Consider the following 25,944-nt stretch of genomic DNA (forward strand, 5'->3'; position numbering starts at 1 on the left):
TAACTTCTTAGTATATTTGTACGCTTATTTCAATGAAGTAAAATGAAACGAGCATGTTCAAAATGAGATCTGCCCAAGGTATGATTAATTGCGAGCCGCATGTGACTTTTTAAAAACAATAAATGTAAACACATGAAAATAATTATTGCAGGTGCAGGAGAAGTTGGATTTCATTTGGCAAAATTGTTGTCTTACGAGTCGCAAGAAATCACCTTAATTGATACCAAAAAAGATAGTCTGAGTTACGCTGCTGAGCACTTGGATATTAGAACTATTAAAGGTGATGCTACGTCTATTGCGGTTTTAAGAGATGCGCGTATAGATACTGCCGCTTTATTTATAGCTGTAACATCCTCGGAAACCACAAATATTACAGCATCTGTTTTGGCAAAGCAGTTGGGTGCGAAACGGACAATAGCTCGTATTTCAAATACCGAATTTATAGATAATAAAGAAACGGTTGGATTTTCTAAATTTGGGATTGATGAATTAATTTCACCAGAATCTTTGGCTGCTTCTGAAATAGGATTACTTTTAAATCAGTATGGTTTTAATGATACCTATGAGTTTGAAAACGGAGCATTAACCATGTTGGGGTTACGTTTGTCTCGAACAGCAACCTTTGTTGACAAAACAGTAAAAGAAGCTGCAGAAATCTATCCGGAATTAAATTTTATCCCTATTGCAATTCAACGATTGGGAACGCAATATACTATAATACCTCGTGGTGATACTATTTTTAAAGAAGGCGATAAAGTTGTTTTTATGACTTCTAAAAGTGGTGATGAGGAATTATTTAAATTATCAGGAAAAGTTAAAGTTACGATTAAAAATGTTATGGTTCTTGGAGGAAGTCAAATAGGTTTTCAAACGGCTAAAGATTTGTGTTCGAGTAAGTTTAATGTAAAACTGGTAGAAAGTAGAAGAGGTAAAGCTGAAGAATTAGCAGAAGATATACCAAGTGCTTTAGTTATTTGCGGTGATGGCAGAAATGTGGACATTTTAGATGAAGAAAATATTTCAGATATGGATGCCTTTATTGCTGTTACGGGTAATTCTGAAACCAATATTATGTCGTGCCTTTTAGCAAAGTCTAAAGGTGTAAAGAAAACTATAGCCTTGGTTGAAAATATGGATTACTATCAATTATCGCAATCTATTGGGATTGATACTTTAATTAATAAAAAATTATTAGCTGCAAATAATATCTTTAGATACATTAGAAAAGGAGAAGTGGTTGCTATGACCAAGTTAACTAACATGAATGCAGAACTTTTAGAGTTTGTGGTTAAGGAAAAATCTAAAATTACGAATAAGGTTATTAAAGATGTAAAATTTCCAAAATCCGCGATCATTGGTGGTGTAATTAGAGATGGAAAAGGATCAATTCCATTAGGAAGTTTCAAAATTCAACCTGGTGACCGTGTTGTAGTTTGTTGTTTGCCTCGGTCTATTTCTGAAGTAGAACGTTTTTTTTCTTAATAAGAGCATGTCTAGAATAAAACTTAATTATAAGATTATTTTCCATTTCCTAGGGTTGCTATTACTGTTTAATGGTGGTTTTATGCTTATCGCAACGTTGATAAGTTTTATTTATAAAGATGGTGTTACGTTTCAATTGTTTTTAGCAGGTGTTACAACATTTTTAATTGGTGTTTTGGCAATGTTTAGAACAAAAAACCATCGTAAGGAAATGAATAAGCGCGAAGGTTATATCGTCGTTGCCTTCGGTTGGATTGTGATGTCAATAACCGGCGCCTTGCCTTATATTGCTACAGACGCTATTCCTTCGTTCACAGATGCTTTTTTTGAAACCATGTCTGGCTATACAACTACAGGTGCTAGTATTTTAAATGATATTGAAATAGTACCAGAAGGTGTTTTGTTTTGGAGAAGTATGACCCATTGGATAGGCGGTATGGGGATTATTGTTTTAGCGATTGCGATATTGCCTTTGCTTGGTGTTGGGGGCATGCAATTATTTACAGCTGAAGCTCCGGGACCGAGTGCAGATAAATTGCACCCAAGAATAACAGATACGGCTAAACGATTATGGCTTATTTACGTTGGTTATACCGTGGCAGAAACATTACTATTGCAACTTGCAGGTATGTCTTTTTTTGACGCTGTAAATCATGCATTGAGTACATTATCTACAGGCGGTTTTTCTACTAAAAATGCTAGTGTTGCTTATTGGAATGATAATCCGTTAATACAGTATATTATTATATTCTTTATGTTTTTGGCTGGTACTAATTTTGTATTAAGTTACTATCTTTTTAAAGGTAAAGTCTCTAAAATTTTAAAAGATGAAGAATTTAAACTCTATTTTAAATTTATTATCATTTTTACTCTAATTGCGGCCGTTTTAATCTATTTTAAAGCAGATGTGTCTCAGTCCACCATATCGCACCCAATGGTTTTAGGAGAAGCAGAAAGTGCATTAAGACATGCTTTGTTTCAGGTGTTGACAGTGATTACAACAACAGGTTTTGTAAGTGCAGATTATACTATGTGGACTCCATTTTTGACTGTATTCTTTTTTGGAATGATGTTTTTAGGCGGTTCTGCGGGAAGTACTTCTGGTGGTGTAAAAGTAATGCGTCAATTAATTTTAATTAAAAATAGTTTTTTAGAATTTAAGCGTGCTTTACATCCTAATGCTATTATTCCTGTGCGTTATAATGGTAAATCGGTTTCTAAAGATATTGTATTCAATGTTCTTGGTTTCTTTATTCTTTACATGTTGTCCTTTATTGTAGGGGCTTTAGTGTTTTCAATGTTTCAAATGGATTTTACTTCTGCCATAGGACTTTCGGCCTCTAGTTTAGGAAACGTAGGGCCAGCATTGGGTGAGTTTGGACCTGTAAATAATTATGCTGCTTTACCGCCTTTAGGAAAATGGTGGGCTTCTTTTTTAATGCTTATTGGTAGATTAGAATTATTTACAGTTTTGATATTGTTAACTCCTTTTTTCTGGCGTAATCGATAAATTAAATAGGATGGTTGTAAATAAAATTAAATTATTAGTGGCAGTATTTATAATTCTAGGATCGGTTTTGCTTTTTCTAAATGATTTAGAATTTAATCCATTCATCCTACTTCTTAAAATGATAGGTTTAGGACTTTTTATTTATACGTTGGTTAAAGAAAATCAATAATTCTATTCTTTTTTTTTACTATTTTAAAATTGAGCTAGCCTATATTCTCATTAATAATTCTGTGATATTAGAGGGTTTGGTGTTGTAATGCTGTGACCTCTAGATTGTAACATTTTAAATGTTAATACGTCATATTTGTATAACCAAACAAACATCAATCATGGAATTATCATTAAACTCATCATTAGAATTTGTACCAGAACCCATTGCGGTATCTCATTTTACAACACGTGGCTTATTAAATTCAAATTACAAATCTGTAGTAAAACAAAACTTTAAAACTTTAGAGTCAAAATCAGTATTTGCAATTAGACAACGTACAAAGCGTATTCAAAGTCACATGGTAAATTATACAGCTGTTATTTTAAAACTATCTGTCTTTGCTATTGCGCTCATCGCTTTGTTTTAATAAAATAAAGCCTTAACAGCTCTTTTTTAACTGACCTAATAGACTTGTTTTTTGTGTCTTTTATCTCTACAATCGCATATTACATTAGGTATTGATGCAATTTGTTCTCGCTTATTTTTTTAATTTAAAACCTTACTGCTATGCCATCTAATTCAATGAATGTTATTAATTACAATAGGAATCAGTTGCCTAAGCGGGAGAAGTTCAAAAACTTACTTGGTGGTTATAAGCGTAGCCGTAAAACGGAATATAATTTACCTAAAGCGTCAACAAAACAATTAAAAGAAATTGGCAAGCGCTTAAAAGAAGAGCGAAAAGTTAGAATGCTAAAAGTAATATTGTTTACTATTATTTTGTTTGTTTTTCTTTTAATAGGCTTTATATATTTAACAGATGTATTAGTTAATTAAAAAAGTAACATAATTTGTGTTTCTAATTATTTTAATAAATTTTAAATTGCATTGCCTACTTAGAATTGTTAGATTTTATAGTTGTTTATTGTGATAATGACAGAGTTTAGATTCGTTTTTTGAGATTTAATTAATAATTTGTATTTTATCTGAAATATTTAAATCAACAATTATGAGATTAAAAAAAACAGAAGGTGCAAAAACGAATACGAAGCGTTCTAATAAGTCTCATTTAGCAACAAAAGGCTTATTGAATTCCAGATACAAACGCGTTGTAAAATATAATTTAAAAAAGGCGTGTAATAAATCGATATTTGGTGTTAGGAGGCGTTCTAAATTTCCAAAACTGTGTAAGACAAGCCATACAACTTCAATGGCCTTAAAAATAGCGGTGTTTGCATGTGTAGCTCTTGTGGCTTGTGTATAAAGTGTAGTTTAATACTATAGTTCTTTAAAGCTAAAGTTCTGTATAAAAAAATAAGTTGCAACAGTAACGTTACAACTTATTTATATCTATTATAATATGTTTTATTTAGCTTAAAGCAGACTTAATACGCTTAATAGCTTCTTTGATATTGTCTTGAGAAGCGGCATAAGAAATTCTTATACAATCAGGGTTTCCAAAAGCTTCACCTGTAACAGTTGCCACTAAAGCTTCTTCTAATAAAAACAGAGAGAAGTCAGAAGCGTTGTTTATTGTTTTTCCTTTAATGGTTTTTCCAAAGTATGATGATACATTTGGAAAGACATAAAAGGCGCCTTCTGGTTCATTTGTTTTAAATCCTTCTATTTCACTTAATAAATCAAGTATAAGTTTACGTCTTTCCTTGAATTCATCAACCATATACTTTATACGAGATGGATCTGCTTCTAGAGCTGTAATTACAGCGCGTTGAGCAATACAATTAGCTCCACTAGTAATTTGGCCTTGCATTTTGTTACAAGCTCTAGCAATCCAATCTGGAGCTCCTATATAACCAATTCTCCAACCTGTCATAGCAAAGGCTTTAGAAACCCCATTTACAGTCACAGTTCTATCGTACATATCATCAAATTCAGCCATACTAAAATGACCTCCTTTAAAATTAATATGTTCGTAGATTTCGTCTGAAACGACATAGATATGAGGATGTTTTTTTAGAACATCTGCTAACGTTCTCAATTCTTCTTTACTATATACAGAACCACTTGGGTTACAAGGTGAGCTGTACCAAATCATTTTGGTTTTTGGAGTAATGGCAGCTTCTAACTGTTCAGCTGTCATTTTAAAATCATTATCAATTGAGGTTTGAACTTCCACAGGAACTCCATCACTCAATTTTACAATATCACTGTAGCTTACCCAATAAGGACAAGGTAAAATAACTTCATCACCAGGATTAATCATTACAGCAGCGACATTTGCAAGTGCTTGTTTAGCTCCAGTAGACACTACAATTTGCGGTAATGAATAGTTGAGGTTATTATCGCGTTTAAATTTGGTGATAATAGCTTCTTTCAATTCTACATAACCATCAACAGGTGTGTAGCTATTATAATTTTGGTTAATAGCTTCAATCGCAGCCTCTTTAATAAAATCGGGAGTGTTAAAGTCGGGTTCTCCCAAACTTAGTCCAATAATGTCTTTTCCTTCTGCACGTAATTCTCTGGCTTTTGCAGCCATAGCTAACGTAGCTGATGTCGCTAGGTTGTTAATTCTATCTGATAGTTGGTTCATCATTGTAATTATTCGTTGTTTTTAATCTGCGAAGTGACTTAAGCCATACTTGGCTTTTTACCTAATTCTTTTAATTGCTGATAATGCTCCGAAATAGCTGTCCAAATAGAATTGTATTCGTTATAAGGTAAACTAAATTCATGAGCAGTTTCTCTTACTATTTTTGCAATATTTTTGTAATGCACATGGCTAATATTTGAGAATAAATGATGTTCTACTTGTCTGTTTAAGCCACCAGTGTAAAACTCTACAATCCAACTTTTAGGTGAGAAATTAGAGGTTGTGAATAATTGATGAATAGCCCAAGTATTTTTCATATTTCCATCTTGGTCTGGTAAAGGCATTTCTGTATTTGGCATTACATGTGCTAATTGAAAAATAACACTTAGAATAATTCCAGCTGTATAATGCATAATTAGAAATCCAATTAAAACTTGCCACCATGCATAACCTAAAACTAAAGGTAATACCACCCAAATAGAGTAGTATAATATTTTACCAATAATTAACTTTGTCCATTGTGTTGCAGGATTAGGAAATTCACCATAAGATAACTTTCTTTTAAGGTATTGGTAGGTTTGTTTAAAATCGGTGGTAATAGCCCAGTTAACCGTTAATAAACCGTATAATAAAAAGGCATAATATTTTTGATATTGATGAATTTTTAACCATTTAGAATGTTTAGAAAAACGAATAATTCGTCCTGCATCAATGTCTTCATCATGTCCTTGGATATTTGTATAAGTGTGGTGTAAAACGTTGTGTTGTACTTTCCAGTTATAGTCGTTACCAGCTAGTATATGTATGCTGCTTCCCATAAGTTTGTTTACCCATTTTTTACTAGAAAATGAGCCATGGTTTGCGTCGTGCATAACATTCATGCCTACACCTGCCATTCCAATACCAATAACCATCATGCATATAATCTGTAGCCATGCTGGTAGATCAACTGTCAACAATACAACTAAAGGGCCAAGTAATAAAGCAAACATTATTATTGCTTTTATGTAGAGTTTCCAGTTGCCTGTTTTTTTAATATTATTTTCTTTGAAGTAGTTGTTAACGCGTTTGTTTAGGGTTTTAAAGAACTTAGCAGAGTCTGTTCTAGAGAATTTTACGGTTTGTTGTGCCATTAGAATATAAATTATTTATTGTTATAACGTAAGGGATTTTAATTCATTATAACAATACAAAGATAGTTAATAAATAAAAAGCAACCATTATTGAAGAATGTTAAATTGTAAATCTTAAAAAGAATTACTTTTGCAGAAAGACAACTTATGGAATTGATTCTAAAATATTTCCCCAATTTAACGGAAAACCAAGTTCAACAATTTGAAGCTTTAGAGCACTTGTACAAAGAATGGAACAGTAAGATAAACGTAATTTCACGCAAGGATATAGATGAATTGTATCTGAGACATGTGTTACATTCATTAGGGATTGCAAAGGTCATAAATTTTGTTCCAGGTTCTTCTATTTTAGATGTTGGTACAGGTGGCGGGTTTCCTGGTGTGCCTTTGGCTATTTTATTTCCAGAAAGCCAATTTCATTTGGTAGATAGTATTAATAAAAAATTAAAAGTAATTAATGCTGTTTGCGAAGCAATAGAACTTACCAATGTAAAAACAACGCATAGTAGAGTAGAAGCTATTGATGAACACTTCGATTTTATTGTGAGTAGAGCTGTTACTACAATGCCAGAGTTTACTACTTGGGTAAAGGGTAAAATTGCAAAAAACCAAAAAAATGAATTAAAAAATGGAATCCTATATCTTAAAGGTGGTGATTTAACGGAAGAATTAAAACAGTACAAAACGGTAAAGGCCTTCTTGTTATCAGACTATTTTAAAGAACCATTTTTTGAAACTAAAAAAGTTATTCATTTACCTTTAAAGTATAAAGTCTAACCAGATTAGTTGTTTTCAGTAATATTAAAACCCCTGAAAACAGTAGGGTTTTAAATCTGTATGTTTCGGAAATTTACAACCTGAAAATAAAAGCGTGTTTACGTTTTTAGAATTTCAGGCTTACCTAATTATTGATTTTAAATTTATACTACAATGATTTTTATAAAAAAACGCATTAAGACCTGCCTAGTGCTGGTTTTTGTCGGAATGTTTTTTCTGCCTTCAAAAATAAGTGCACAGCAAGACACTATTTATTACAATATAGCTTGGAAAGAAACGGTAAAAGATAGTGCAGCTTTTTTTCGTCCACCAGTTAAAAAGGAAGGCAGTTTATTTCGTATTAAAGATTATTATGCTTCTGGGCAGCTTCAAATGAATGGTTTGTCTAAAGATTCTGAAAGAACTATTTGGCATGGTAAAGTAAGTTGGTATAATGAAGATGGAGAAATTTATCAAGTGGCTAACTATAAAAACAATAAGTTAGAAGGAGAGTTTATAACCTTTTTAAATAAAAAGAAATTAGTTGCGAAATATAAGAAAGGTTATGTTTTAGAAGGTGCTACAAATAGAGAACAAGGAAGCAATGGCTATTTTATGCAAATTGAAAATGATACTATAAAAGAGGTTATTTATAACAACGATCTTAATGGTATTCGTTACGAAAATTATAGCGTGGTTAAAGGCGCTAGATTTTTATCAAAATACTATGATGAAAACGGTAAACTAATAGGGCAGCTTGAAACTTTGAAAAACGGTTACACTAAAGGCGTAGAAGTGTTTTATTATTACGAACCTATGCGTGTGAAACAAATTAGATATTATCCTTATGAACGTTTACTTGGTGAAACTTTTTTCTACGAAAATGGTCAAATAAGAACAAAATTTGAATTATCTCCCGAATATAAAAGTACTTATTACACAGAAGATGGTACTCTATTAGGAAGCATTACCTATACTATTGAAAACGATTATCTAAAACCAGAGAATGGTACAGTATATAATTTTTCGTATGGTTATAAGGATACAAAAGCTAATGAGGTAATTTCTGTAAAAACGTATAAGGACGGAAAATTACAGAAAGACGAACAGCGTTATAATGATGGTACAGTTAAATCTTTAACCACTTATAAGGATGCTATAAGAGAATTGCAAATCAGTTACAATGAAAAGGGAGAAGAAGTTGCTCGTATGGTCTATGATAACTATTATCCATTAACGGGCACTGAAATCTCAGCAAATAAAGAAGTTACTTATCTTGATGGAGAGCTCGTTAAAGAGATTCATTTTTATAATAGAACTGATATCGTGTTTAGTGAAAAGACGCAAGACAAAGAAAGGTATTACGATAAGCAGGGCAAAATTATGGGTGTTTTAGAAATTGAGTATCAAAATAAATATGCAAAACCTATAAATGGTAAAAGGTATTATGTGGGCTATGATACAGATATTTCTAGTATTGAAACATATGTAAATGGCTTTGTTAAGGAGCGAACAGTGTTTATCTCAAAATTCATGGGAGAAAATGAAAAAGTAGATTTTAAACGAACAGAGTATTTAGAAGATAATGGATATAATAAAATAAGGGAAGTTGTGTATTACAGTAATGGTTCTAAGCAGAGCGATACTGAATTTAAGGGCTATGACAAAGTTCATGGTAAATTCTATAATGATAACAATGAACAGATTGGTACTTATGATTATGTGACTAAAAATGGGACGTTATATGAGTTTTTTCCAGAGTCAAACATTATTCGCCTAATGAAAGAAGAAGTTAATGGAGAGATCGTAAAGTTAACTCGATATGATTATGGACCCTATAGAAAATATGGAAATATAGAACCTGTATTAATGGAAGAGATTGACGTTGCTTGTTGCTCAAAATCATATAAAAAAAATGGTGATGTTTTTGCAGAGGCAGTTTATAAAGATGGAAAACCTTGGGAAGGTACTGTATATGATGCGGCACTTAGAACTAAAGTAACAATTAAAGAAGGTAAGGCAAATGGTGTATATAATATATTTGATTATAATCAAGAAACTATTTTAGAAGTTGGTCAGATTATAAATGGTAAAAAGGAAGGTGTTGTAGAAAAATATGATTACAGTGGACAATTACAATCTAAAGAGACCTATTTAAATAATAAGTTGCATGGAGAAACGATCTATTATGATAGCGAAGGAAAGCAAACTTCAAGTTTAATTTATAAAGATGGTAAGCCTTTCGAGGGAGTCAAAGTAATTGCCTCAGGTTATAACAAAAAACCAACTGAGGAAAGTTATTATAATGGTTTGGTGACTCAGCGTGTTATATATGATGAAAAAGGAAAGCGGGTGTCTCAATACAAAGATGGTAAAGAAATGCAAACTATAGCTTATTATAAAGATTCAGACAAAAAGCGATTAAGCTATACTGTAGATGGATATTATATCAATGGTGAAGTCATTCGTTATGATATAAATGGAAAAGTAGAGCACAAAGCTGTATTTAAAAATAATGAGTTAGAGTCTGGTGTCGTTTATCTCACGTCTCGAGATTTATACGATAAACGTATTGCTTATATTATTTTTAATAAACAACAAGACAAACTAACGGTTACAATGAAGACTAGTGAAGATGAAGTCGTGTTCTTTGCAGAAGAAAGGTTAGAACAGGGGTATACAAGTAAGTATATTAATAAGTTAAATTTATACATTTATAATTTAACACCTGAATCTTTGTATTAATGGTGTTACCAAAGAGAAAATCATAAAAAAACCGTCTGAAATATATCTCAAACGGTTTTTTTATGATTATAATAGTAAGTTATTGCTTGACTATTTTTTTAATGATACTATTGCCTTCTTCGTTAGTAAAACGAATAATGTAAGGCTGTGCAGATAAATCTGAAATATCAATAGTGTTGTCACCAGAAACGATGTTAACTTGTTTTATGTTTTTTCCTAATAAATCATAAAAATCAGCAGTTAAATTTTCATTAGAGTTTACATTAAGTTCATTCTTCGTATTTGTAGGATAAACATCTAGAGTCGCTAATGAAGATTCATTAATACTTAAACTTGGGTCAAAATTATAGATTACACTTAATGGTGTGCCTATTTCCATGCCACTAGCATTAAATGCTTGAAATCTAAGCGTCCAGCTCATAGGCGTTGTAGTTGTAGGTGGATTTTGATTCCAAAAATTATTACCAGCACTATTGGTTGCTCCAGGGGCAATCATAGCTGCTGTATTTGGGTAACCACTATATAAAGTAACATTATTTAAGCATACACCAGCAAAGCATAACTGAAACAATGAGCCATCGGTTCCTACAAGATTGTCAACAAAAATTCTCATATATATGTTTTCGGTAGAAGTATTTGTGACTTTAAATTTCCAGTTACAAGGGTCAGAATAACCACAACCTGCTTCAGAAAAACTGATAGTTTGTCCATCGGTGACAATACTGTCGTCACTTTTGTCTCTAACTTCAAATTGTGCGTTTGCAGAGAATGCGGCTAAAACTAAGCCCAAAAAAAGTAATGTTTTTTTCATAGTATTTTGATTTGTTAATATTGAAGATATCTTTTCAAAGATAGTTTTTTTGTGTTTAATAAAAAAGGGAAGTCTTTTTTGAAGAGCTTCCCTTAATGTTATAGTAGTATACTGTATATTATTTGCTTACTACAAATTTTGAACTGTATGAAGCATTTCCATCATTAATGTTCATGATGTAATGTCCAGCGTTTAACTGAGATACAGGTAACTCTATGTTTTGAGTTCCAAATAAACCTTCGTAGTTATTGTTGATAACGGTTCTTCCTAACATATCAGTTACAGTAATGTTATAATTACCATTTCCATTTTGGAAAGCAATATTAAGTGTATCTGTTGCAGGATTAGGGTACAATTTAATTGAATCTATTCCTGATACTTTTTCAATACTTAATGCTTGCGCAACAGTACTTTGTTTTGCGCTTACAATAGAGCCGTCGGTTCCATCAATTAATAGCACAACAATATTCATATTGTTAACATCACTTGTAGAAGGAACTGTATAGTTAAAATCATAAGATACATTTTCACCAGTATTAATAACTGCTGGTACAGAGTTTTCTTGTCCATTAAATCCTCCTAATAATGCTCTACCAACGTGGTTGTAAACCATTTGAGTATCAGGAACAGGATCTGCTAAATTTTCATAGCCACCCATTGGTCCTTCTGATCCGCCAGAGTAGTAATTTACTTGGTTATATCCCCAACCAGTACCACCTGTACCTGTAACACCATCTTCGGTAATTATAACACCTAATCTATAATTAGCAGCACTAAAAGAAGTGTAAAATACAGCTTGAGCAGAAATGGTTAAAGTATTACCAGATTGAATAGCGCTAGATGATAAATCTACAGGAACAATTTCATTAATCTGAATATCATAACCTTCTTGTAAAGAAGCTTGTCCTGGATCTACACCTACTAATTTTCTATCAAGACCAGAGTTAGGCCATCCAGAACCAATAGTGTTAACTAAATTAGTGTCATATTCTGCTACCGACATTGGATCTGCATTATGAACAGCTATTGCCACAACCGTATTTGGATAAGTTGTAGACATATAATCTAATCCAACAGTACCTCTAGGACACCATCCACACCAAGTACCAGTAGATTCCTCTATAAGTACAGTTTTTGTACCAGATTGAGTCATGGTATTAAATTTAGTGTTTTTTGAATTAACTAAAGGACTAGGGTTGGTAGCATTATTAATTTCTGTTATTGTAACATTAATATCTTTTTCTTCAGCAGTTGGATAGTTAACCATCGTTGGATGATCTATTGTTGCTGTAGCATTTGCTGCAATGTTTGTATTGATAGTAGAGATATGATCTGTAGTACCATCATTCCAGTTAATTTCTAACGAAGTAATAGGGTTTGTACCTATATTTTTAACATTAACTGATAATTGATTGTCAACAGAAACTAAAGAGTATCTGTTTAGGTTTAGAGATTGTAAGACCACGTCCGTTGGAGTAGGAATGGTTCTAACAGAAACGTCATCAATATTTAATCTGAATTGGTCAGTAGTATTGTGATGTCTAAAAGCTACATATATAGTTTGACCAGCAAAAGAAGATACATCTAAATCTCTCTCAACATACGCTCCTGTAGCTCCAATAACTTCATTGAAAGTCGTTGTAGATGCGCCTAACGTTGCAATATCTGAAGCTGTTGCTACATAAACTGTGTAATTTTCGTTAGCCCAATCTTGATCTTGTCCATAAGCTTTCCATTGTAATAAAACAGAACCACTTGCTCCTGTTAAATCGATAGCTTTTGAAACCATCCAGTTATCAGGAAATAATGCTTCTCCTGCAGGAGGTGTAGGGATCCAAGATGCCGATGTGGCGTGTTCTTCTTGTACTCCGTCATCTAAATCAGCTGAATACCAACCATTGTTATCTCCATCAGCGTCGGTTAATGTCCAGTTGTCCATGTTTCCTGATGAAAAATCATCATAGAAGTAAGTTTGTGCTGTAGTAAATTGCAAGAAAGCAAAACTAAGCAAAGTTAAGAGCGTAATTTTTTTAATCATGTTTTTAAGTATTAGTTAATATTTGAGAATAAAAGAGCTTGAAGATACTTAAATAGCTAATTTTTGCAAAAAATTAACATAAAAAAAACGGTATTTATAAATAAACACCGTCTAAGTACTATTATCTCGGATAAAATTAAAAAGCAACAGTTAAGTTGGCGCTAAGTCCTGTGTTTGAAGGTACAAATCTACATACACCACCAATACATATTAGACCACCACGTTGTCTTCCATAGTTAATGCCTAATCTCGTATTGCCTTTGCTATAACTTCCTCCAACACTATAATAATGTATTTTGTCTACTCCGCCGTAATTATAGTTGTCTGCTACATAAAGTGCCAAACGCGTAGAAAAATTATATTCAACAACTCCGGCTGCCCAATTTTTGCGATCGTCTTCGCTCCATAGGTGTTGTACTACAAAACGTGCTGCTTTTCCGTTGTCAAATCGTCTTGTAGCTTCAATAACACCAATATTTGCAAGGATAGATTTTTTTCCAAGTGGACCTCCTTCAACAATGGCTTTGTCTACTATTACATTTTGATAGGTTAACACAGAACTCCAGTTTTTAGACCATTTCTTTTTAATTTCAAGATTAAAATCTCTGAACAGTTGGTGACCTTTGCCAATAAATTTGGCTTTGTACCATCGGTTTTCAATATTATATTCGGCATCTAAACCTCCCCAATAAGAGAAGTTCATCGCTAGTTTTGTTCCGTATTTTCCGCCTAAAGATGTGCCTTTTTTAAAAGAGTAAAATAAATCGAATTGTGTGCCGACTTCTCCAGAGCGTTGGTCAAAAGATTCAATAATTAGTCTTGGTTGCGGATTGTAAACGTAAAGATTTGTTAATAAATAATCTTGCTGTTTGGTAAGTCCAGGTACATAGTTTACAACCTGTTGGTTGTAAATATTACCTTCGGCAAAGCGGTCTGAATAAAAGCTAAAGTTTTCTAAACGTCTAAACGTAGCATTTATTCCTAATCCTTTTTTTGCATATCCTGCGTTAACTTGTAAAGCTGTCCCATCATAAAGTTTGTTGGATGAAATCTGTTCTTCATTTACAATAACATCTGGATCTTTTACAATGGCTTCAACACCAGCATAAAAGTTGTCGATAATAAAATCTAAACGTCCACCATAAGCTCCAACTGTAGTGGGAAGTGCTTCGTTTCCATTAGTATCTTGATACCTGTCAACATAACTAGCACCTAGTTGTATATCTACAGATTCTATATTTAAAGCTCCGCTTAGACTTAAATCGGCATCTATACCTTGAATAGTACCTGCAGATTCTTCAAAACCATAACGTTGTTTTCCAAAAACAGCTTTAAGGCTTAAGTCTTTAGTTGCATTAAATTTTATGTTCAATCCTTTTATAGCATTATTTAGTCCTAATTGTCTGTCTTCCCATGAACGCAATATTAATCCACTACCAAATTGCTCGTAAAAATAGCCTGCGGTAATATCTAAATTTTCGTCTTTATAATTAAAATAATAAGTTGCTATATCGTTTTGATTATCATAGATAGGGCTATAACCAAGTAATCCAGATGGTAAGTATGATTCGTATTGAGCACCAGCAGTAAATTTACCAAGATTGTAATTCATTAAAACGTAATTGTTAGCTCTAAATTGGTCTTCTGGTGCCACAAAATTTAAGCCTTTATCTGTTTGAAGCCATTGTGAATTAGATTCTAATCCACCGTAAAATGAACCGTTTTCTTGAGCATTTATAAGGTAGAGATTTGACAATAGTGTAACTAGAATAACTATTTTTTTCATTATAATATGGTTGTTAGCGGTAAGTTAGTCTTGGGTTTTATTATTTAGAAAATTCTTTAATTTTTTCGTACAGTTCTAGTTCTGCACCAGGACTGTAGCCAGAGTGTTTATAAACAATCTTATTGTCTTTTACTAAAATTGTAAGCGGAATACTTGAAGCATTTAGTGCACGCTTTAAATCATTATTCGTATCTAATAAAACGGTGTAATCCCAACCTTTACCATTTACCATTGATTTTACACGCTTTACAGTTCTACTATCATCTACTGATACAGCTAGAAGTTCTACATTGGTTTCTTCTTGCCATTCGTCGTAGATATCATTAATGGCATCCAATTCTTTTAAACAAGGTACACACCAGGTTGCCCAAAGGGAAATAATGGTAATGCCATCTTTATTAGTGGCATCTTTTAACACTATGGTTTTACCGTCAATAGAGGTTAAGTCTACACTAGGAAGGTCGTTTTGAGCCATAGCGTTTAGACTAAATAGACTTAAGCAAAAAATAAAAATTAGTTTTTTCATGTATTTATAATTTGTCGTTTTTAACTAGTACATGCTGTTTGTTATAATATATTCCAGAAGGAGATAATACATTTAACAAGCTTGTATAGTAATAATTTTGAAATTGTGTTTCACAATATTAGTTAAATTATTTTCAAATGTAGTGATGTACTAAAAATTAATTATTTTAGCAAAAAACAATATAATTGCTATGATTTCAAAAAAAATGCCAAAGTTCTTTTTATTGCTAATTGTTTTAGTAAGTGTCGCATGTAGTAAAACGGAAGATAATGTACCTTTAAACACTCCAACCACTCAAATTGTTGTAGATAAGTTGGTGCGTAAAGCGTCATTAATTAATCAAGAGATTCCTTTTACAATTACAAGTGATTCTGAGGCGGGAGAAATTACCGACTTGGTGTTTTATGTAAATGGTGAGCCTATTGAAGGGACGTCATTCTCTTCTGATACTATTGGAGATTTTGAAGTGTATGCTGTTTATATGCAGGATGGAGTAGAAGTTACTACTAATACAGAAACATTTAGTGTTATCATACCCAAAAGAAAAGTTGTTGTAGAAGATTACACTGGTACATGGTGTGGCTTTTGTCCGAGAGTTGCAGGTGCAATTTATTCATTAAGTGAAGAAACAGATGATATTACGGTTGTTGCCATACATGAAACAAATAACAATTTTCCTGAACCAATGCATTTTGGACAAATACAACTGTTAAAAGATGCTTTTGGTGTCGATGGTTTACCTGCAGCGAGATTAAATAGAACTGAAGATTGGGCAATACCACACCCAAATAGTGCTGTTACTAGTATGGCTGGTTTAGATACTAATTTAGCAATAGCAATAAACTCTGAGGTTGAAGAAGGCGAGTTACAAGTTCAAGTCAATGTGGTTTATGAAGAAGGCTCAGTTCAAGGAGATAAATTGGTAGTTTATTTATTAGAAGATGGTATTATAAGTGATCAATTTAATTATTATAATGATGATGCTACAAGTCCTTTTTATAATATGGGAGATATAATCCCAGATTTTGAACATAACGAGGTCTTAAGAAACTCTTTATCCAGTCTTTTGGGAGATGCAATTCCTGTAACAGCCGAATTAACTGAGCATATTTGGTCAAATACAATGACGCTTCCTTCAAATTATGTTGAGGAAAATTTGAGTATTGTTGCTATGGTTGTTAGCGCTGATAACACGGCTAAAAATTCACAGCATGCACATGTTGGAGAAGATAAGTCTTATGAATAATTTCTTTTGCTGAATTTCTGTAAGAAAAAACCTGAACACTAATTTTAGCGTTCAGGTTTTTTTTTTTTTTTTTATTTATGCCTAGTATTTAGTGTGCTATTTATTTACTATAAATTTTGTTGTAAATATTGAATTATTTTCGCCAATTATATTGAGAATATAAAATCCAGAAGCTATATCTAAAGGTATTATTGTGCTGTTATCTAATTTTAAATTGGAGTTGTATACAGTTTTTCCTGTTAAATCTGTTATACTAATGTTTGCGTTAGTACTGCTGTTAGACTTTAATATTAATTCATTTTTTACTGGATTTTTCTCTAATTGAAAAGCAAACAATTCATGGTTAGAAATGTGTAATGGCGGATTTAATATTTCTTCTAAAGCAAAATTTACATTTTCTTGTGTTAGTAAAACATGAGGTTCGCTTTCTTCTGGTAAATATATGTTTGCAAATGGCGACGTTGTTAAGTCTATTGTGGCATGCCAATCAATTTCGTTATTAGGAAATTCTAAAGCCAATGCACTAACTGAAGGGATAAAATTAAACTTATCAATATTAAGTGCATTTATAAAGTCGCCTCCAATTCCTCCACCAGATCCTATGGTTTCTGTTATTCCGCCTAAATCAAATAAGCCTCCTGGTGCAGCATCAATACCATCCGAATATGAAAACGCTTCGCTTTCTGCAACAGAATCATCAATTTCAACACTAAATAATTGGATGGAAATACTACTTGTCGTATTTGTAATTCCCGCAGCAGGAGTGAAGTTTATACCTATGATAATATCTGCTGTAAATGTGCCAATAGGCATAGCTATACTTGTGTTTATTACGGAGTAATCATTTGTAACAGTTGGCCCAGAATTTCCTATTGCAAAGTAAGGGGTATTATTACCACTACCATTAATTATAGAAACATTACGAACATCTTCAGGAAATCCAGAAGGAGTTAATGCATTAATTGAAATTTCAAATATGTCTCTAAACGGGTGAGCCGTTGGTAATTTTAATGTAGGATCAAAGGTTACTAAATCTGTTCCTAACAAATGGGCATCTAAGTGGTCTGTTAGTAATTGTTTGGCTGCAGCCGATTTTAATAAGCCATTAATTAAAGGTTGTACTTCTGTAACCGGATTAGTGTTGTTAAAGGCTAAAAAGTTTAATTGGTGTTGTAAGCCAATTGGTACATTTGCTCCATGGTGAGGAGAATCAAAAGAGATGTAAAGTCTTGTGTCTGCATTTAGTGAATTTGCCTCCATGTAGTTTAAGGCATAACGTGAAATTACACCTCCCATACTTGGTCCAATAATGACATTTTGCTCAGGATTGTTGGCTGCTTTGTCGGTATTAATCATATCTATTAATTCAACCAAAACCATGGCATTACGTTCCATAAAATCAGCTCCTCCATCAATAATTTCGTTATCAGCAGTTCTTGTGTAAGTTGGGAAATTTAGAACTATGACATCAAAACCTTCGGCTCTAACTAAATCTGCTAAATTTTGGGTTCCGGATGTTCCAATAAAGTCTAATGAATTATATAAATCAATAATGCCTCTTGTATCTCCTGGGTCAAAGCCATCAACAAGAAAAATGGGTTTGTCTAAAATATTATCTGCACTTAAGAATATTTCATATTCACCTTCGCCAGGATAGTTTGTGGTTTCTCCATAAACAGATAAATTTGGAGTTATACTAGATGTAATTGTGTTTTGTGCTGTTAGAAAAAAAGGTAAAGAGAGTAAGATAAAAAGGTAATTTTTTTTCATGGCTTTGGAGTTATTGTTCCTCAATGTTTAAAAGTTAATCTTGCATTTAGTGTTTTTGTGCTAATAAAGTTTTGAGGCTGCTTATGGTATGTTCTAATTAATTGTGTTTGTACAAGATACAAAGTTTAGCTAGGATTCAAGATTTTTTTTTCAATCAACTTTCTATAAGACACAAAAAAAATCCCTAAAAGCAAAAGCGCTTTTAAGGATTTAGTATTTAAAAGATTGTAAAGCCTTAGCCTAAGAAAGGATATTTGTAATCTACAGGAGTTACAAAAGTTTCTTTTATTAATCTTGGAGACACCCAACGCATTAAGTTTTGTGCGCTACCAGCTTTATCGTTTGTTCCAGATGCTCTTGCGCCACCAAATGGTTGTTGACCAACAACTGCTCCAGTTGGCTTGTCATTAATATAGAAGTTACCAGCTGCATTTTGTAAGGCTTTTGTAGCTTCTTCTATAGCATAACGACAGGTTGCTAAAATAGCACCAGTTAAGGCGTATTCGCTAGTTTCATCAACTAATTTTAAGGTTTCAGTAAATTGATCTTCTTCATATACGTAAATGGTTATTATTGGGCCAAATAACTCAGTACACATCGTGTCGTATTTTGGGTTAGTGGTAACAATAACCGTAGGCTCTATAAAATAACCTTTAGATTTGTCATATCCTCCACCTACTATTATTTCTGCATCACTAGCAGATTTTGCTTCGTCAATGTATCTTGCTAATTTATCAAAAGACCCTTCGTTAATTACAGCAGTTACAAAATTACTCATGTCTTCAGGAGAACCTTGTTTAAAAGATTTAACGTCTTCTATTACAAACTTCTTAACATCGTCCCATAAATTATTAGGAATGTATGCTCTAGATGCTGCACTACATTTTTGACCTTGAAATTCAAAAGCACCACGAGAAATTGCAGTAGCTACTTGCTTTGCAACAGCAGTTTTGTGAGCTACAATAAAATCTTTACCACCAGTTTCTCCAACAATTCTTGGGTACGTTTTATAGTTTGCAATATTGTTACCGATTTGTTTCCAAAGGTTTTGAAATACTGGAGTAGAGCCTGTGTAATGTAAACCAGAGAAATCTGGACTAGCCATAACGGTATCTGTAATCATTCCTGGATTACCAAAAACGACATTGATAACACCAGCAGGAACACCAGCTTCCTTAAAGACGTCCATAATTACTTTTGCAGAATATATTTGGTTGTTACTTGGTTTCCAAACGACAACATTACCCATTAAAGCCATACATGCTGGCAAATTACCTGCAATAGCTGTAAAGTTAAATGGAGTTACAGCATAGGTGAAACCTTCAAGAGGTCTGTATTCTACTCTGTTCCAAGCATCGCTTGTGCTTTCTGGTTGTTCCATATAAATGTCAGTCATAAACTGAACATTAAAACGTAAGAAATCAATCAGCTCACATGCAGCATCAATTTCTGCTTGATGAATGGTTTTAGATTGTGCAATCATAGTTGCAGCATTAATTTTAGCTCTATAAGGACCAGCGATTAATTCTGCCGCTTTTAAGAAAATACCAGCACGTTGTTCCCATGGTAATTGAGACCATGATTTACGTGCTTTTAAGGCTGTTGAAATAGCTTCTTCAACATGTTGTTTTTCTGCTAAATGATATTCGCCTACGATATGTTGATGATCGTGTGGAGGAGACATTGTTCTGGTGTTTCCAGTTTTGACATCTTTTCCATTTATGTACATAGGAACTTCAACCTTTGAGTTATACATAGATTTGTAAGCTTCAGCAACAGCTTTGCGTTCTGCTGAACCAGGTGCGTAAGCCATAACAGGTTCGTTAACTGCTACAGGTACATTAAAGAATCCTTTTCCCATAATATATTTTGTTTTTTAGTTTGAATTTTTAAAGTGCAAATGTACAATTTTTATAAGAAATTATTTCTTTGAAACGTTATAGTTGTATGAAGCTTAGAATTATACTTTCAAAGGGTTAGCTTAAAAAAAATAGCAATATTGTCTTGTGTAAAAACGTAGCGCAAATTGTATTGTGCAATGTAATATGTGCTGAGTCTTAGATAGCTATAGTTAATAAGCTTTAATCTGAAGCTAAATTAAGGCACTATAAATGTTTAGTAGTGCTTTTGTTTTAAGAGAGGAGTCTAGTTAAGGGCAAATGGAGCACTTAATTTAAAAGAAGGAATATAAACTTTAAACTTATTTGCTTTTGTAAAATTGACCATATTATAATGACCTTGCATAGCACCAAAGGGTGAGGTTAAAAGGCATCCAGAGTTATAAGTGTGGGATTCACCTGGTTTTAGAACAGGTTTTTTTCCAATGACTCCTTCTCCTTCTATAATCTCTTCATTATTTAAAGCATCTAAGATTGACCAATGTCTAGAGTTTAATTGAACAGAATCTTTGCTTTGATTTTCAATAGTTACTTTATAGCCAAATGCAAAGTGCACTTTATAGTTTTTATAAAAAGTGCCTTCAAAATTGGTTTCTACAGAAATTTTAATCCCGCTTGTAACTTGTTGTACCATGTGTATTTAATAATTATTCTATGCTAAAATAACATAATTTTTGAATGAAGCATTATAATTCGGTTGAGTGGTTGTAATTTTTAACAGTTCTATAATATTAACTGGATTCAAATTAGGAAACATCATATATGACTTAGTATTTTTTGTTTTATGCTATTTTTAATTTGTAATATCTACTGAGCTAGCTTCACCAAAGCCTATAAGTCTATCGTAACGGGCTCCGAGATCTTTATAGTAAACAAGGACTTTATAATTGTTTTCGGTTTCCCAAAAATTTCCACTAATAGCACCTTCGTCTAATTCGCCAGTTTCTTTATCTACAGCTACAAATTTGTAATTATAAAAACCTTGTTTTAGCAATAATGTAGCTTCGTAGCGTTTGCTTTCAGAATTGTATAGCATTTGAGTTAATGGTTCTATGGTGAAATAATTGAAATTTCCATAAATATGTATGTTTTTATCTTTTAATTCTTCGTGTAATAATGAAAAATGAATCATAACATAATCTGCTTCAACATCAGGGTTATCTCTATCTATAACTGTGACTAGAAAGTTTCCATTAATATCAGGATTGTAGGTGTATGGTCTGTTTTTTCTAGAGATATTAGTATATAAATAGTTGTGATAAATATCTTCTAAGTCTATATGCTGAATGCCAACGTTTGCAGCTCTAACATCTTTATTTTCAAAAAATAAATATTCATTTCCACCAAAGAATGCAGATTCGGTGTCGTAGCGATAAATAAGTTCGTTACCTAGTGTGTATTGTGGCTTTAAATCTGAAATGGCTGTATTAAGGTTGTTATTTTGAATGACTAATGTTTTAACGGTTTCTAAAGGGTTATTTAAATTTAGACCATTAGTGGTGATAACCATGTCTACAGATTGTTTTTCGGCAATAACTTTTACGTCTCTAGAACGTTTAACTTTTACACCAACATTGGCTATATTTTCATAAACCATAAATTTTCTGCTGAACATTAATTCATCATAATCATCATAGATTGAAATCATATAATTACCACTTTTTAATAACGCACGTGTCTGTGAGTTTGGTATTGCTAAGTTGTAATGAGAGTATATCTGATAGGTGTTAAATGAGTTTTCGTAACTTAAAATCCTTTGGTTGTCTAATCCTCTTAGATATTCCGACTTTACTAATCCAGAAGGAGTCCAGTCAAAATTAAAATGCTCTATAACGTAGTAAAAGTCTTCTTCGTCTCCGGTTAAAGCATCAAATTCTAGTAGTAGAGATTCACCGAGTTTTAAAACGGGCAATTGGCCTTGTGTGGTGTTGCTTTTAAAAGTAATGGTCTTTATAAAATCAGGTGGATTGAGTTCTTTAGCTACTTGAGAGAGTAGGATTGTAGGAAATAGTATAAGTACAAAAAGGTTAAGAATGTGTTTTTTCATTTTATTTGAAATCTGAGCGTATAAAGATAATCAAAATCTATACCTTAAATCGCATATGTTATTTATAATGATTACAAATAAAAAAGTTGCTTCAAATTGCTCCATAATTAAGCATTAATTCGTAAATTTGCACGGATTTTTAGATAACTAATCTTTAAGAGATATGTCAAAAGACATCAAAATAAAAAAAGGCTTGGACATAAAGCTTATCGGTGAAGCCGAGAAAGCAACAGAAAATGCTATTATTAGTAATTTCTACTCCATTAGACCTGAAGACTTCCATAGTATTATTCCAAAATTAATAGCAAAAGAAGGCACACGTGTAAAAGCTGGTGAGACTTTGTTTTATAATAAGGATGAAGAAGCTATGAAATTCGTTTCACCTGTGTCTGGTGAGGTTACAGAGGTGCAACGTGGACCAAGACGTCGTATAGACGCTATTAAAATTACAGCAGACAAAGAGCAAACTTATGTTGATCATGGTAAATTTGATCTAGCTTCTGATGCTGAAAAAACTAAAGCTCATTTGTTAGCTTCAGGTTGTTGGGCTTTTATAAAACAACGTCCTTATGATGTTGTTGCAAAAGCAGATAGCACACCAAAAGCTATTTTTATTTCTGGCTATGCTAGTGCACCTTTGGCAGCAGATTTAGATTATACTTTAACAGGGAAAGAAGCTGAGTTACAAGCTGCTGTTACTGCATTATCTAAGCTAACAAAGGGTAGTGTTCATATTTCAGTAGGTAAAAATTCAAATTCACCTTTAGCAAATTTACAAAACGTTGTAGTTCATAAAGTTTCTGGGCCTCATCCATCAGGTAATGTAGGTACTTTAATTAATAAGGTAGATCCTATTAATAAAGGAGAAACGGTTTGGACAGTTAATGCGCAAGACTTAGTAATAATAGGAGAACTATTATTAACAGGTAAGTTTAATGCAGAGCGTATTGTTGCTTTAGCAGGTTCTTCAGTTAAAAAACCAAGATATTTTAGAACTAAAATAGGTTCTGAAATTGCGACTATGGTTTATGATAATGGTGTTGAAAGAGATAGTAACGACCGTATAATTTCTGGAAATGTATTAACTGGTAAACAAGTAATGCCAGATGGTAATTTAGATTATTATAGTAATATAATTACTGTGATACCAGAAGGGGATGATTATGAGTTATTTGGATGGAATAAGCCCGTTTTTAATAAAATTTCTACATCAAGAGCGTTAACTTTTTCGTGGTTAAACCCTAAGAAAAAATACGATTTAAATACCAATACAAACGGTGAGCATAGAGCATTTGTTGTAACAGGATCATACGAAGAAGTATTTCCTTTAGACATTTACCCAATGCAGATTTTAAAGGCTTGTATGTATCAAGATTTAGATGAAATGGAAGCTTTAGGAATGTACGAAGTTGCACCTGAAGATTTTGCCTTAACAGAATTTGTGTGTGTGTCAAAACAACCACACCAAAAAATTATAAGAGAAGGATTAGACTTAATGCTAAAAGAGATAGGATAATGGGTTTAAAACAAAATTTACATAATTTTAGAGAGAAGAATAAAGATAAAAAATGGTTGCCAGCATTTTCGGCAATACATACATTCTTATTCTTGCCTAATGAGACCACTCATAACGGAACTCATATTAAAGCAGCCGATGATTTAAAAAGAACAATGAACACTGTTATTATGGCAATGGTTCCTTGTTTAATATTTGGTATGTTTAATGCTGGATACCAGCATTACTTAGCTTTTGGAGAAATTCAACAAGCAACAGGTGGTTTTTTAAGTTCAGAGTTTTGGACTTTAGATAACTTCTTAGTTGGTTTTTGGAAAGTAATTCCATTAGTAATTGTTTCTTACGTAGTAGGTTTAGCAATAGAGATTTTATTCGCTATTAAAAATAATCACGAAGTTGAAGAAGGGTATTTAGTTACGGGTATGTTAGTCCCATTAATTGTACCAATTGATACGCCTCTCTGGATGTTAGCTGTAGCAGTTGCCTTTGGTGTTGTTATAGGTAAAGAAGTTTTTGGTGGAACAGGAATGAATATTCTGAATCCTGCATTAACCATTCGTGCATTCTTATTCTTCGCATATCCAACATGGATGTCAGGAGATAAAGTATGGGTACACGGAGCTGTAGAACAAGATCAATTAATTGCAGCTGGACAAAATGTAGATGCTATTTCTGGTGAAACAATCTTAGGTAGTTTAGCACAAGGAAAATCTGTCGCTTATGATGTCATGGACATGTTTTACGGATTAATACCTGGTTCAGTAGGTGAAACATCTACACTATTAATATTATTAGGTGCATTATTCTTAATCTTTACTAAAATTGGAAGTTGGAGAATTATGTTATCATCTGTAATAGGTGCATTAGTAATGGGTTTAATCTTCAACGGAGTTGTAAGCTCAGGTTGGATTACAGAGTCTAGTAAATTCTACGGTTTAATGAGTACAGAATTTTGGCATCACTTACTTATTGGTGGTTTTGCTTTTGGTACTGTATTTATGGCAACCGATCCTGTTACGGCATCACAAACAACAAAAGGAAAATGGATATATGGTTTCTTAGTAGGATTTATTTCTATTATGATACGTGTATTCAACCCAGCATATCCAGAAGGTGTTATGTTAGCAATTCTATTAATGAATGTGTTTGCACCAACAATTGACCATTATGTGGTTCAAGGAAATGTAAAGAAAAGAATGAAACGTTTAAAAGCTAAAGTTGCATAACGATGGAAAATAGAACAGATAAAAATTCATATACTATAATTTTTGCCATAGCAATGGTATTAGTGGTAGGTTCTTTATTAGCATTTACAGCAGCTTCTTTAAAACCTACAATCGCAGAAAATGAACGTATGGAAAAGCAGCAGAATATTCTGTATGCTATGGGAGTTAATGATAACGATGAAGGTAGTGCTAATTTTATTTCAACAGATAAAGTTGGTGATGAGTTTTCAAAATACATTAAAAAACAATTAGTAATTGAAAATGGAATTGCATCAGAAAATGACCAAGCATATTTAATTGATGTAAAAAAGGAACAAACCAAAGCAAAATCTGGTGAGGCAAGAAGATTACCTTTATTTATAGGTGAAAAGGATGGTAAAACATTTTATATCGCACCAATAAGAGGTAAAGGACTTTGGGATGCTATTTGGGCTTATGTCGCAATGGATGAAAACATGGTTGTTCAAGGAGCTTATTTTGATCATAAAGGTGAAACACCTGGTTTAGGAGCAAATATTAAGCAACGTTTCTTTATGGATGACTTTATTGGAGAACATTTATTAGATGCTTCAGGTAATTTTAAAGGAATTACAGTCGCAAAAGGTAATGCCGATCCTAAAAATTTAGATAAAACAGATAACGAGGTTGATGCTATTGCAGGTGCTACAATTACTGGTGATGGTGTTACAGCAATGATCAAAAAAGATTTGAAGCTTTACTGGCCTTATTTTAAAACTTTAAAAAAATAA

Annotated in this window: 21 protein-coding genes; 11 read left to right on the plus strand and 10 right to left on the minus strand. The window is 32.6% G+C overall.

What is annotated here, in order from left to right:
- Positions 1-132: 132 nt before the first annotated feature.
- From trkA to KO504_RS16210, 5 genes are all read left to right on the plus strand, one after another.
- Positions 133-1,482, plus strand: coding sequence for a Trk system potassium transporter TrkA (gene trkA / locus KO504_RS16190; RefSeq protein ID WP_215928579.1), 1,350 nt, complete (start codon positions 133-135; stop codon positions 1,480-1,482).
- A 7-nt stretch (positions 1,483-1,489) separates the two neighbouring features.
- Positions 1,490-2,992: a TrkH family potassium uptake protein gene (locus tag KO504_RS16195; RefSeq protein ID WP_215928581.1), complete on the plus strand. Its 1,503-nt coding sequence runs from the start codon at positions 1,490-1,492 to the stop codon at positions 2,990-2,992.
- 329 nt (positions 2,993-3,321) lie between these two features.
- Entirely contained in the window at positions 3,322-3,570 is a 249-nt protein-coding gene (locus KO504_RS16200; RefSeq protein ID WP_215928583.1) for a hypothetical protein, read from the plus strand.
- Between the two features lie 140 nt (positions 3,571-3,710).
- Complete coding sequence (locus KO504_RS16205; RefSeq protein WP_215928585.1) at positions 3,711-3,980, plus strand: hypothetical protein; 270 nt, start codon at positions 3,711-3,713, stop codon at positions 3,978-3,980.
- A gap of 172 nt (positions 3,981-4,152) precedes the next feature.
- Positions 4,153-4,407, plus strand: a complete 255-nt coding sequence (locus tag KO504_RS16210) for a hypothetical protein (RefSeq protein ID WP_215928587.1) — start codon at positions 4,153-4,155, stop codon at positions 4,405-4,407.
- A gap of 105 nt (positions 4,408-4,512) precedes the next feature.
- Here the strand turns inward: KO504_RS16210 and KO504_RS16215 are convergent, their stop codons facing one another.
- Entirely contained in the window at positions 4,513-5,700 is a 1,188-nt protein-coding gene (locus KO504_RS16215) for a pyridoxal phosphate-dependent aminotransferase (RefSeq protein WP_215928589.1), read from the minus strand.
- 35 nt (positions 5,701-5,735) lie between these two features.
- Positions 5,736-6,830, minus strand: a complete 1,095-nt coding sequence (locus KO504_RS16220) for a fatty acid desaturase family protein (RefSeq protein ID WP_215928591.1) — start codon at positions 6,828-6,830, stop codon at positions 5,736-5,738.
- A 147-nt stretch (positions 6,831-6,977) separates the two neighbouring features.
- Between KO504_RS16220 and rsmG the strand changes: the two genes are divergently transcribed.
- Positions 6,978-7,607, plus strand: coding sequence for a 16S rRNA (guanine(527)-N(7))-methyltransferase RsmG (gene rsmG / locus KO504_RS16225; RefSeq protein WP_215928593.1), 630 nt, complete (start codon positions 6,978-6,980; stop codon positions 7,605-7,607).
- A 153-nt stretch (positions 7,608-7,760) separates the two neighbouring features.
- On the plus strand, positions 7,761-10,331 hold the full coding sequence (locus KO504_RS16230) for a toxin-antitoxin system YwqK family antitoxin (protein WP_215928598.1): 2,571 nt from the start codon (positions 7,761-7,763) through the stop codon (positions 10,329-10,331).
- A gap of 79 nt (positions 10,332-10,410) precedes the next feature.
- On the opposite strand, the gene KO504_RS16235 is transcribed toward KO504_RS16230, so the two are convergent.
- The 4 genes from KO504_RS16235 to KO504_RS16250 all read right to left on the minus strand — a co-directional run bounded on the left by KO504_RS16235 (position 10,411) and on the right by KO504_RS16250 (position 15,492).
- Positions 10,411-11,142: a T9SS type A sorting domain-containing protein gene (locus KO504_RS16235; protein WP_215928599.1), complete on the minus strand. Its 732-nt coding sequence runs from the start codon at positions 11,140-11,142 to the stop codon at positions 10,411-10,413.
- A 118-nt stretch (positions 11,143-11,260) separates the two neighbouring features.
- Complete coding sequence (locus KO504_RS16240; RefSeq protein WP_215928600.1) at positions 11,261-13,180, minus strand: T9SS-dependent choice-of-anchor J family protein; 1,920 nt, start codon at positions 13,178-13,180, stop codon at positions 11,261-11,263.
- Between the two features lie 136 nt (positions 13,181-13,316).
- A complete protein-coding gene (locus tag KO504_RS16245) occupies positions 13,317-14,966 on the minus strand; it encodes a DUF6029 family protein (RefSeq protein ID WP_215928601.1) in 1,650 nt (549 codons plus the stop codon).
- A gap of 40 nt (positions 14,967-15,006) precedes the next feature.
- Entirely contained in the window at positions 15,007-15,492 is a 486-nt protein-coding gene (locus KO504_RS16250; RefSeq protein WP_215928602.1) for a TlpA family protein disulfide reductase, read from the minus strand.
- Between the two features lie 190 nt (positions 15,493-15,682).
- On the opposite strand from KO504_RS16250, the gene KO504_RS16255 reads away from it, so the two are divergent.
- Positions 15,683-16,738, plus strand: coding sequence for an Omp28-related outer membrane protein (locus KO504_RS16255; RefSeq protein WP_215928603.1), 1,056 nt, complete (start codon positions 15,683-15,685; stop codon positions 16,736-16,738).
- Between the two features lie 96 nt (positions 16,739-16,834).
- Here KO504_RS16255 and KO504_RS16260 read toward each other — a convergent pair whose 3' ends face one another.
- The 4 genes from KO504_RS16260 to KO504_RS16275 form a co-directional block, all read right to left on the minus strand.
- Complete coding sequence (locus KO504_RS16260; protein WP_215928605.1) at positions 16,835-18,508, minus strand: T9SS type A sorting domain-containing protein; 1,674 nt, start codon at positions 18,506-18,508, stop codon at positions 16,835-16,837.
- Between the two features lie 235 nt (positions 18,509-18,743).
- On the minus strand, positions 18,744-20,369 hold the full coding sequence (gene pruA / locus KO504_RS16265) for an L-glutamate gamma-semialdehyde dehydrogenase (RefSeq protein WP_215928607.1): 1,626 nt from the start codon (positions 20,367-20,369) through the stop codon (positions 18,744-18,746).
- 284 nt (positions 20,370-20,653) lie between these two features.
- Positions 20,654-21,040: a Co2+/Mg2+ efflux protein ApaG gene (apaG, locus tag KO504_RS16270; RefSeq protein WP_215928609.1), complete on the minus strand. Its 387-nt coding sequence runs from the start codon at positions 21,038-21,040 to the stop codon at positions 20,654-20,656.
- Positions 21,041-21,199: 159 nt separating this feature from the next.
- The gene (locus KO504_RS16275) at positions 21,200-22,453 is read right to left on the minus strand and encodes a DUF5103 domain-containing protein (protein WP_215928611.1); all 1,254 of its coding nucleotides are present in this window, start codon (positions 22,451-22,453) and stop codon (positions 21,200-21,202) included.
- A 163-nt stretch (positions 22,454-22,616) separates the two neighbouring features.
- Here KO504_RS16275 and KO504_RS16280 point away from each other — a divergent pair, with 163 nt between their 5' ends.
- Genes KO504_RS16280 through KO504_RS16290 form a run of 3 tightly spaced genes read left to right on the plus strand, consistent with a single transcriptional unit; the run spans position 22,617 to position 25,944 of the window.
- Entirely contained in the window at positions 22,617-23,969 is a 1,353-nt protein-coding gene (locus KO504_RS16280) for a Na(+)-translocating NADH-quinone reductase subunit A (RefSeq protein WP_215928619.1), read from the plus strand.
- Positions 23,969-25,195: an NADH:ubiquinone reductase (Na(+)-transporting) subunit B gene (locus KO504_RS16285; RefSeq protein WP_215928621.1), complete on the plus strand. Its 1,227-nt coding sequence runs from the start codon at positions 23,969-23,971 to the stop codon at positions 25,193-25,195. The genes KO504_RS16280 and KO504_RS16285 overlap by 1 nt, the downstream gene beginning before the upstream one ends.
- Before the next feature lie 2 nt (positions 25,196-25,197).
- Positions 25,198-25,944: a Na(+)-translocating NADH-quinone reductase subunit C gene (locus tag KO504_RS16290; protein WP_215928623.1), complete on the plus strand. Its 747-nt coding sequence runs from the start codon at positions 25,198-25,200 to the stop codon at positions 25,942-25,944.

Source organism: Winogradskyella psychrotolerans (genome assembly GCF_018860565.1).
Lineage (GTDB): Bacteria > Bacteroidota > Bacteroidia > Flavobacteriales > Flavobacteriaceae > Winogradskyella > Winogradskyella damuponensis.

Bases quoted from the DNA above. Each gene is read 5' to 3' on its own strand.
- KO504_RS16285 (WP_215928621.1), top strand. From the start codon at position 23,969: ATGGGTTTAAAACAAAATTTACATAATTTTAGAGAGAAGAATAAAGAT.
- KO504_RS16255 (WP_215928603.1), top strand. From the start codon at position 15,683: ATGATTTCAAAAAAAATGCCAAAGTTCTTTTTATTGCTAATTGTTTTA.
- KO504_RS16205 (WP_215928585.1), top strand. From the start codon at position 3,711: ATGCCATCTAATTCAATGAATGTTATTAATTACAATAGGAATCAGTTG.
- KO504_RS16210 (WP_215928587.1), top strand. From the start codon at position 4,153: ATGAGATTAAAAAAAACAGAAGGTGCAAAAACGAATACGAAGCGTTCT.
- KO504_RS16235 (WP_215928599.1), bottom strand. From the start codon at position 11,142: ATGAAAAAAACATTACTTTTTTTGGGCTTAGTTTTAGCCGCATTCTCT.
- apaG (WP_215928609.1), bottom strand. From the start codon at position 21,040: ATGGTACAACAAGTTACAAGCGGGATTAAAATTTCTGTAGAAACCAAT.
- KO504_RS16275 (WP_215928611.1), bottom strand. From the start codon at position 22,453: ATGAAAAAACACATTCTTAACCTTTTTGTACTTATACTATTTCCTACA.
- KO504_RS16215 (WP_215928589.1), bottom strand. From the start codon at position 5,700: ATGATGAACCAACTATCAGATAGAATTAACAACCTAGCGACATCAGCT.
- pruA (WP_215928607.1), bottom strand. From the start codon at position 20,369: ATGGGAAAAGGATTCTTTAATGTACCTGTAGCAGTTAACGAACCTGTT.
- rsmG (WP_215928593.1), top strand. From the start codon at position 6,978: ATGGAATTGATTCTAAAATATTTCCCCAATTTAACGGAAAACCAAGTT.
- KO504_RS16280 (WP_215928619.1), top strand. From the start codon at position 22,617: ATGTCAAAAGACATCAAAATAAAAAAAGGCTTGGACATAAAGCTTATC.
- KO504_RS16200 (WP_215928583.1), top strand. From the start codon at position 3,322: ATGGAATTATCATTAAACTCATCATTAGAATTTGTACCAGAACCCATT.
- trkA (WP_215928579.1), top strand. From the start codon at position 133: ATGAAAATAATTATTGCAGGTGCAGGAGAAGTTGGATTTCATTTGGCA.
- KO504_RS16250 (WP_215928602.1), bottom strand. From the start codon at position 15,492: ATGAAAAAACTAATTTTTATTTTTTGCTTAAGTCTATTTAGTCTAAAC.
- KO504_RS16240 (WP_215928600.1), bottom strand. From the start codon at position 13,180: ATGATTAAAAAAATTACGCTCTTAACTTTGCTTAGTTTTGCTTTCTTG.
- KO504_RS16245 (WP_215928601.1), bottom strand. From the start codon at position 14,966: ATGAAAAAAATAGTTATTCTAGTTACACTATTGTCAAATCTCTACCTT.
- KO504_RS16290 (WP_215928623.1), top strand. From the start codon at position 25,198: ATGGAAAATAGAACAGATAAAAATTCATATACTATAATTTTTGCCATA.
- KO504_RS16230 (WP_215928598.1), top strand. From the start codon at position 7,761: ATGATTTTTATAAAAAAACGCATTAAGACCTGCCTAGTGCTGGTTTTT.
- KO504_RS16260 (WP_215928605.1), bottom strand. From the start codon at position 18,508: ATGAAAAAAAATTACCTTTTTATCTTACTCTCTTTACCTTTTTTTCTA.
- KO504_RS16220 (WP_215928591.1), bottom strand. From the start codon at position 6,830: ATGGCACAACAAACCGTAAAATTCTCTAGAACAGACTCTGCTAAGTTC.
- KO504_RS16195 (WP_215928581.1), top strand. From the start codon at position 1,490: ATGTCTAGAATAAAACTTAATTATAAGATTATTTTCCATTTCCTAGGG.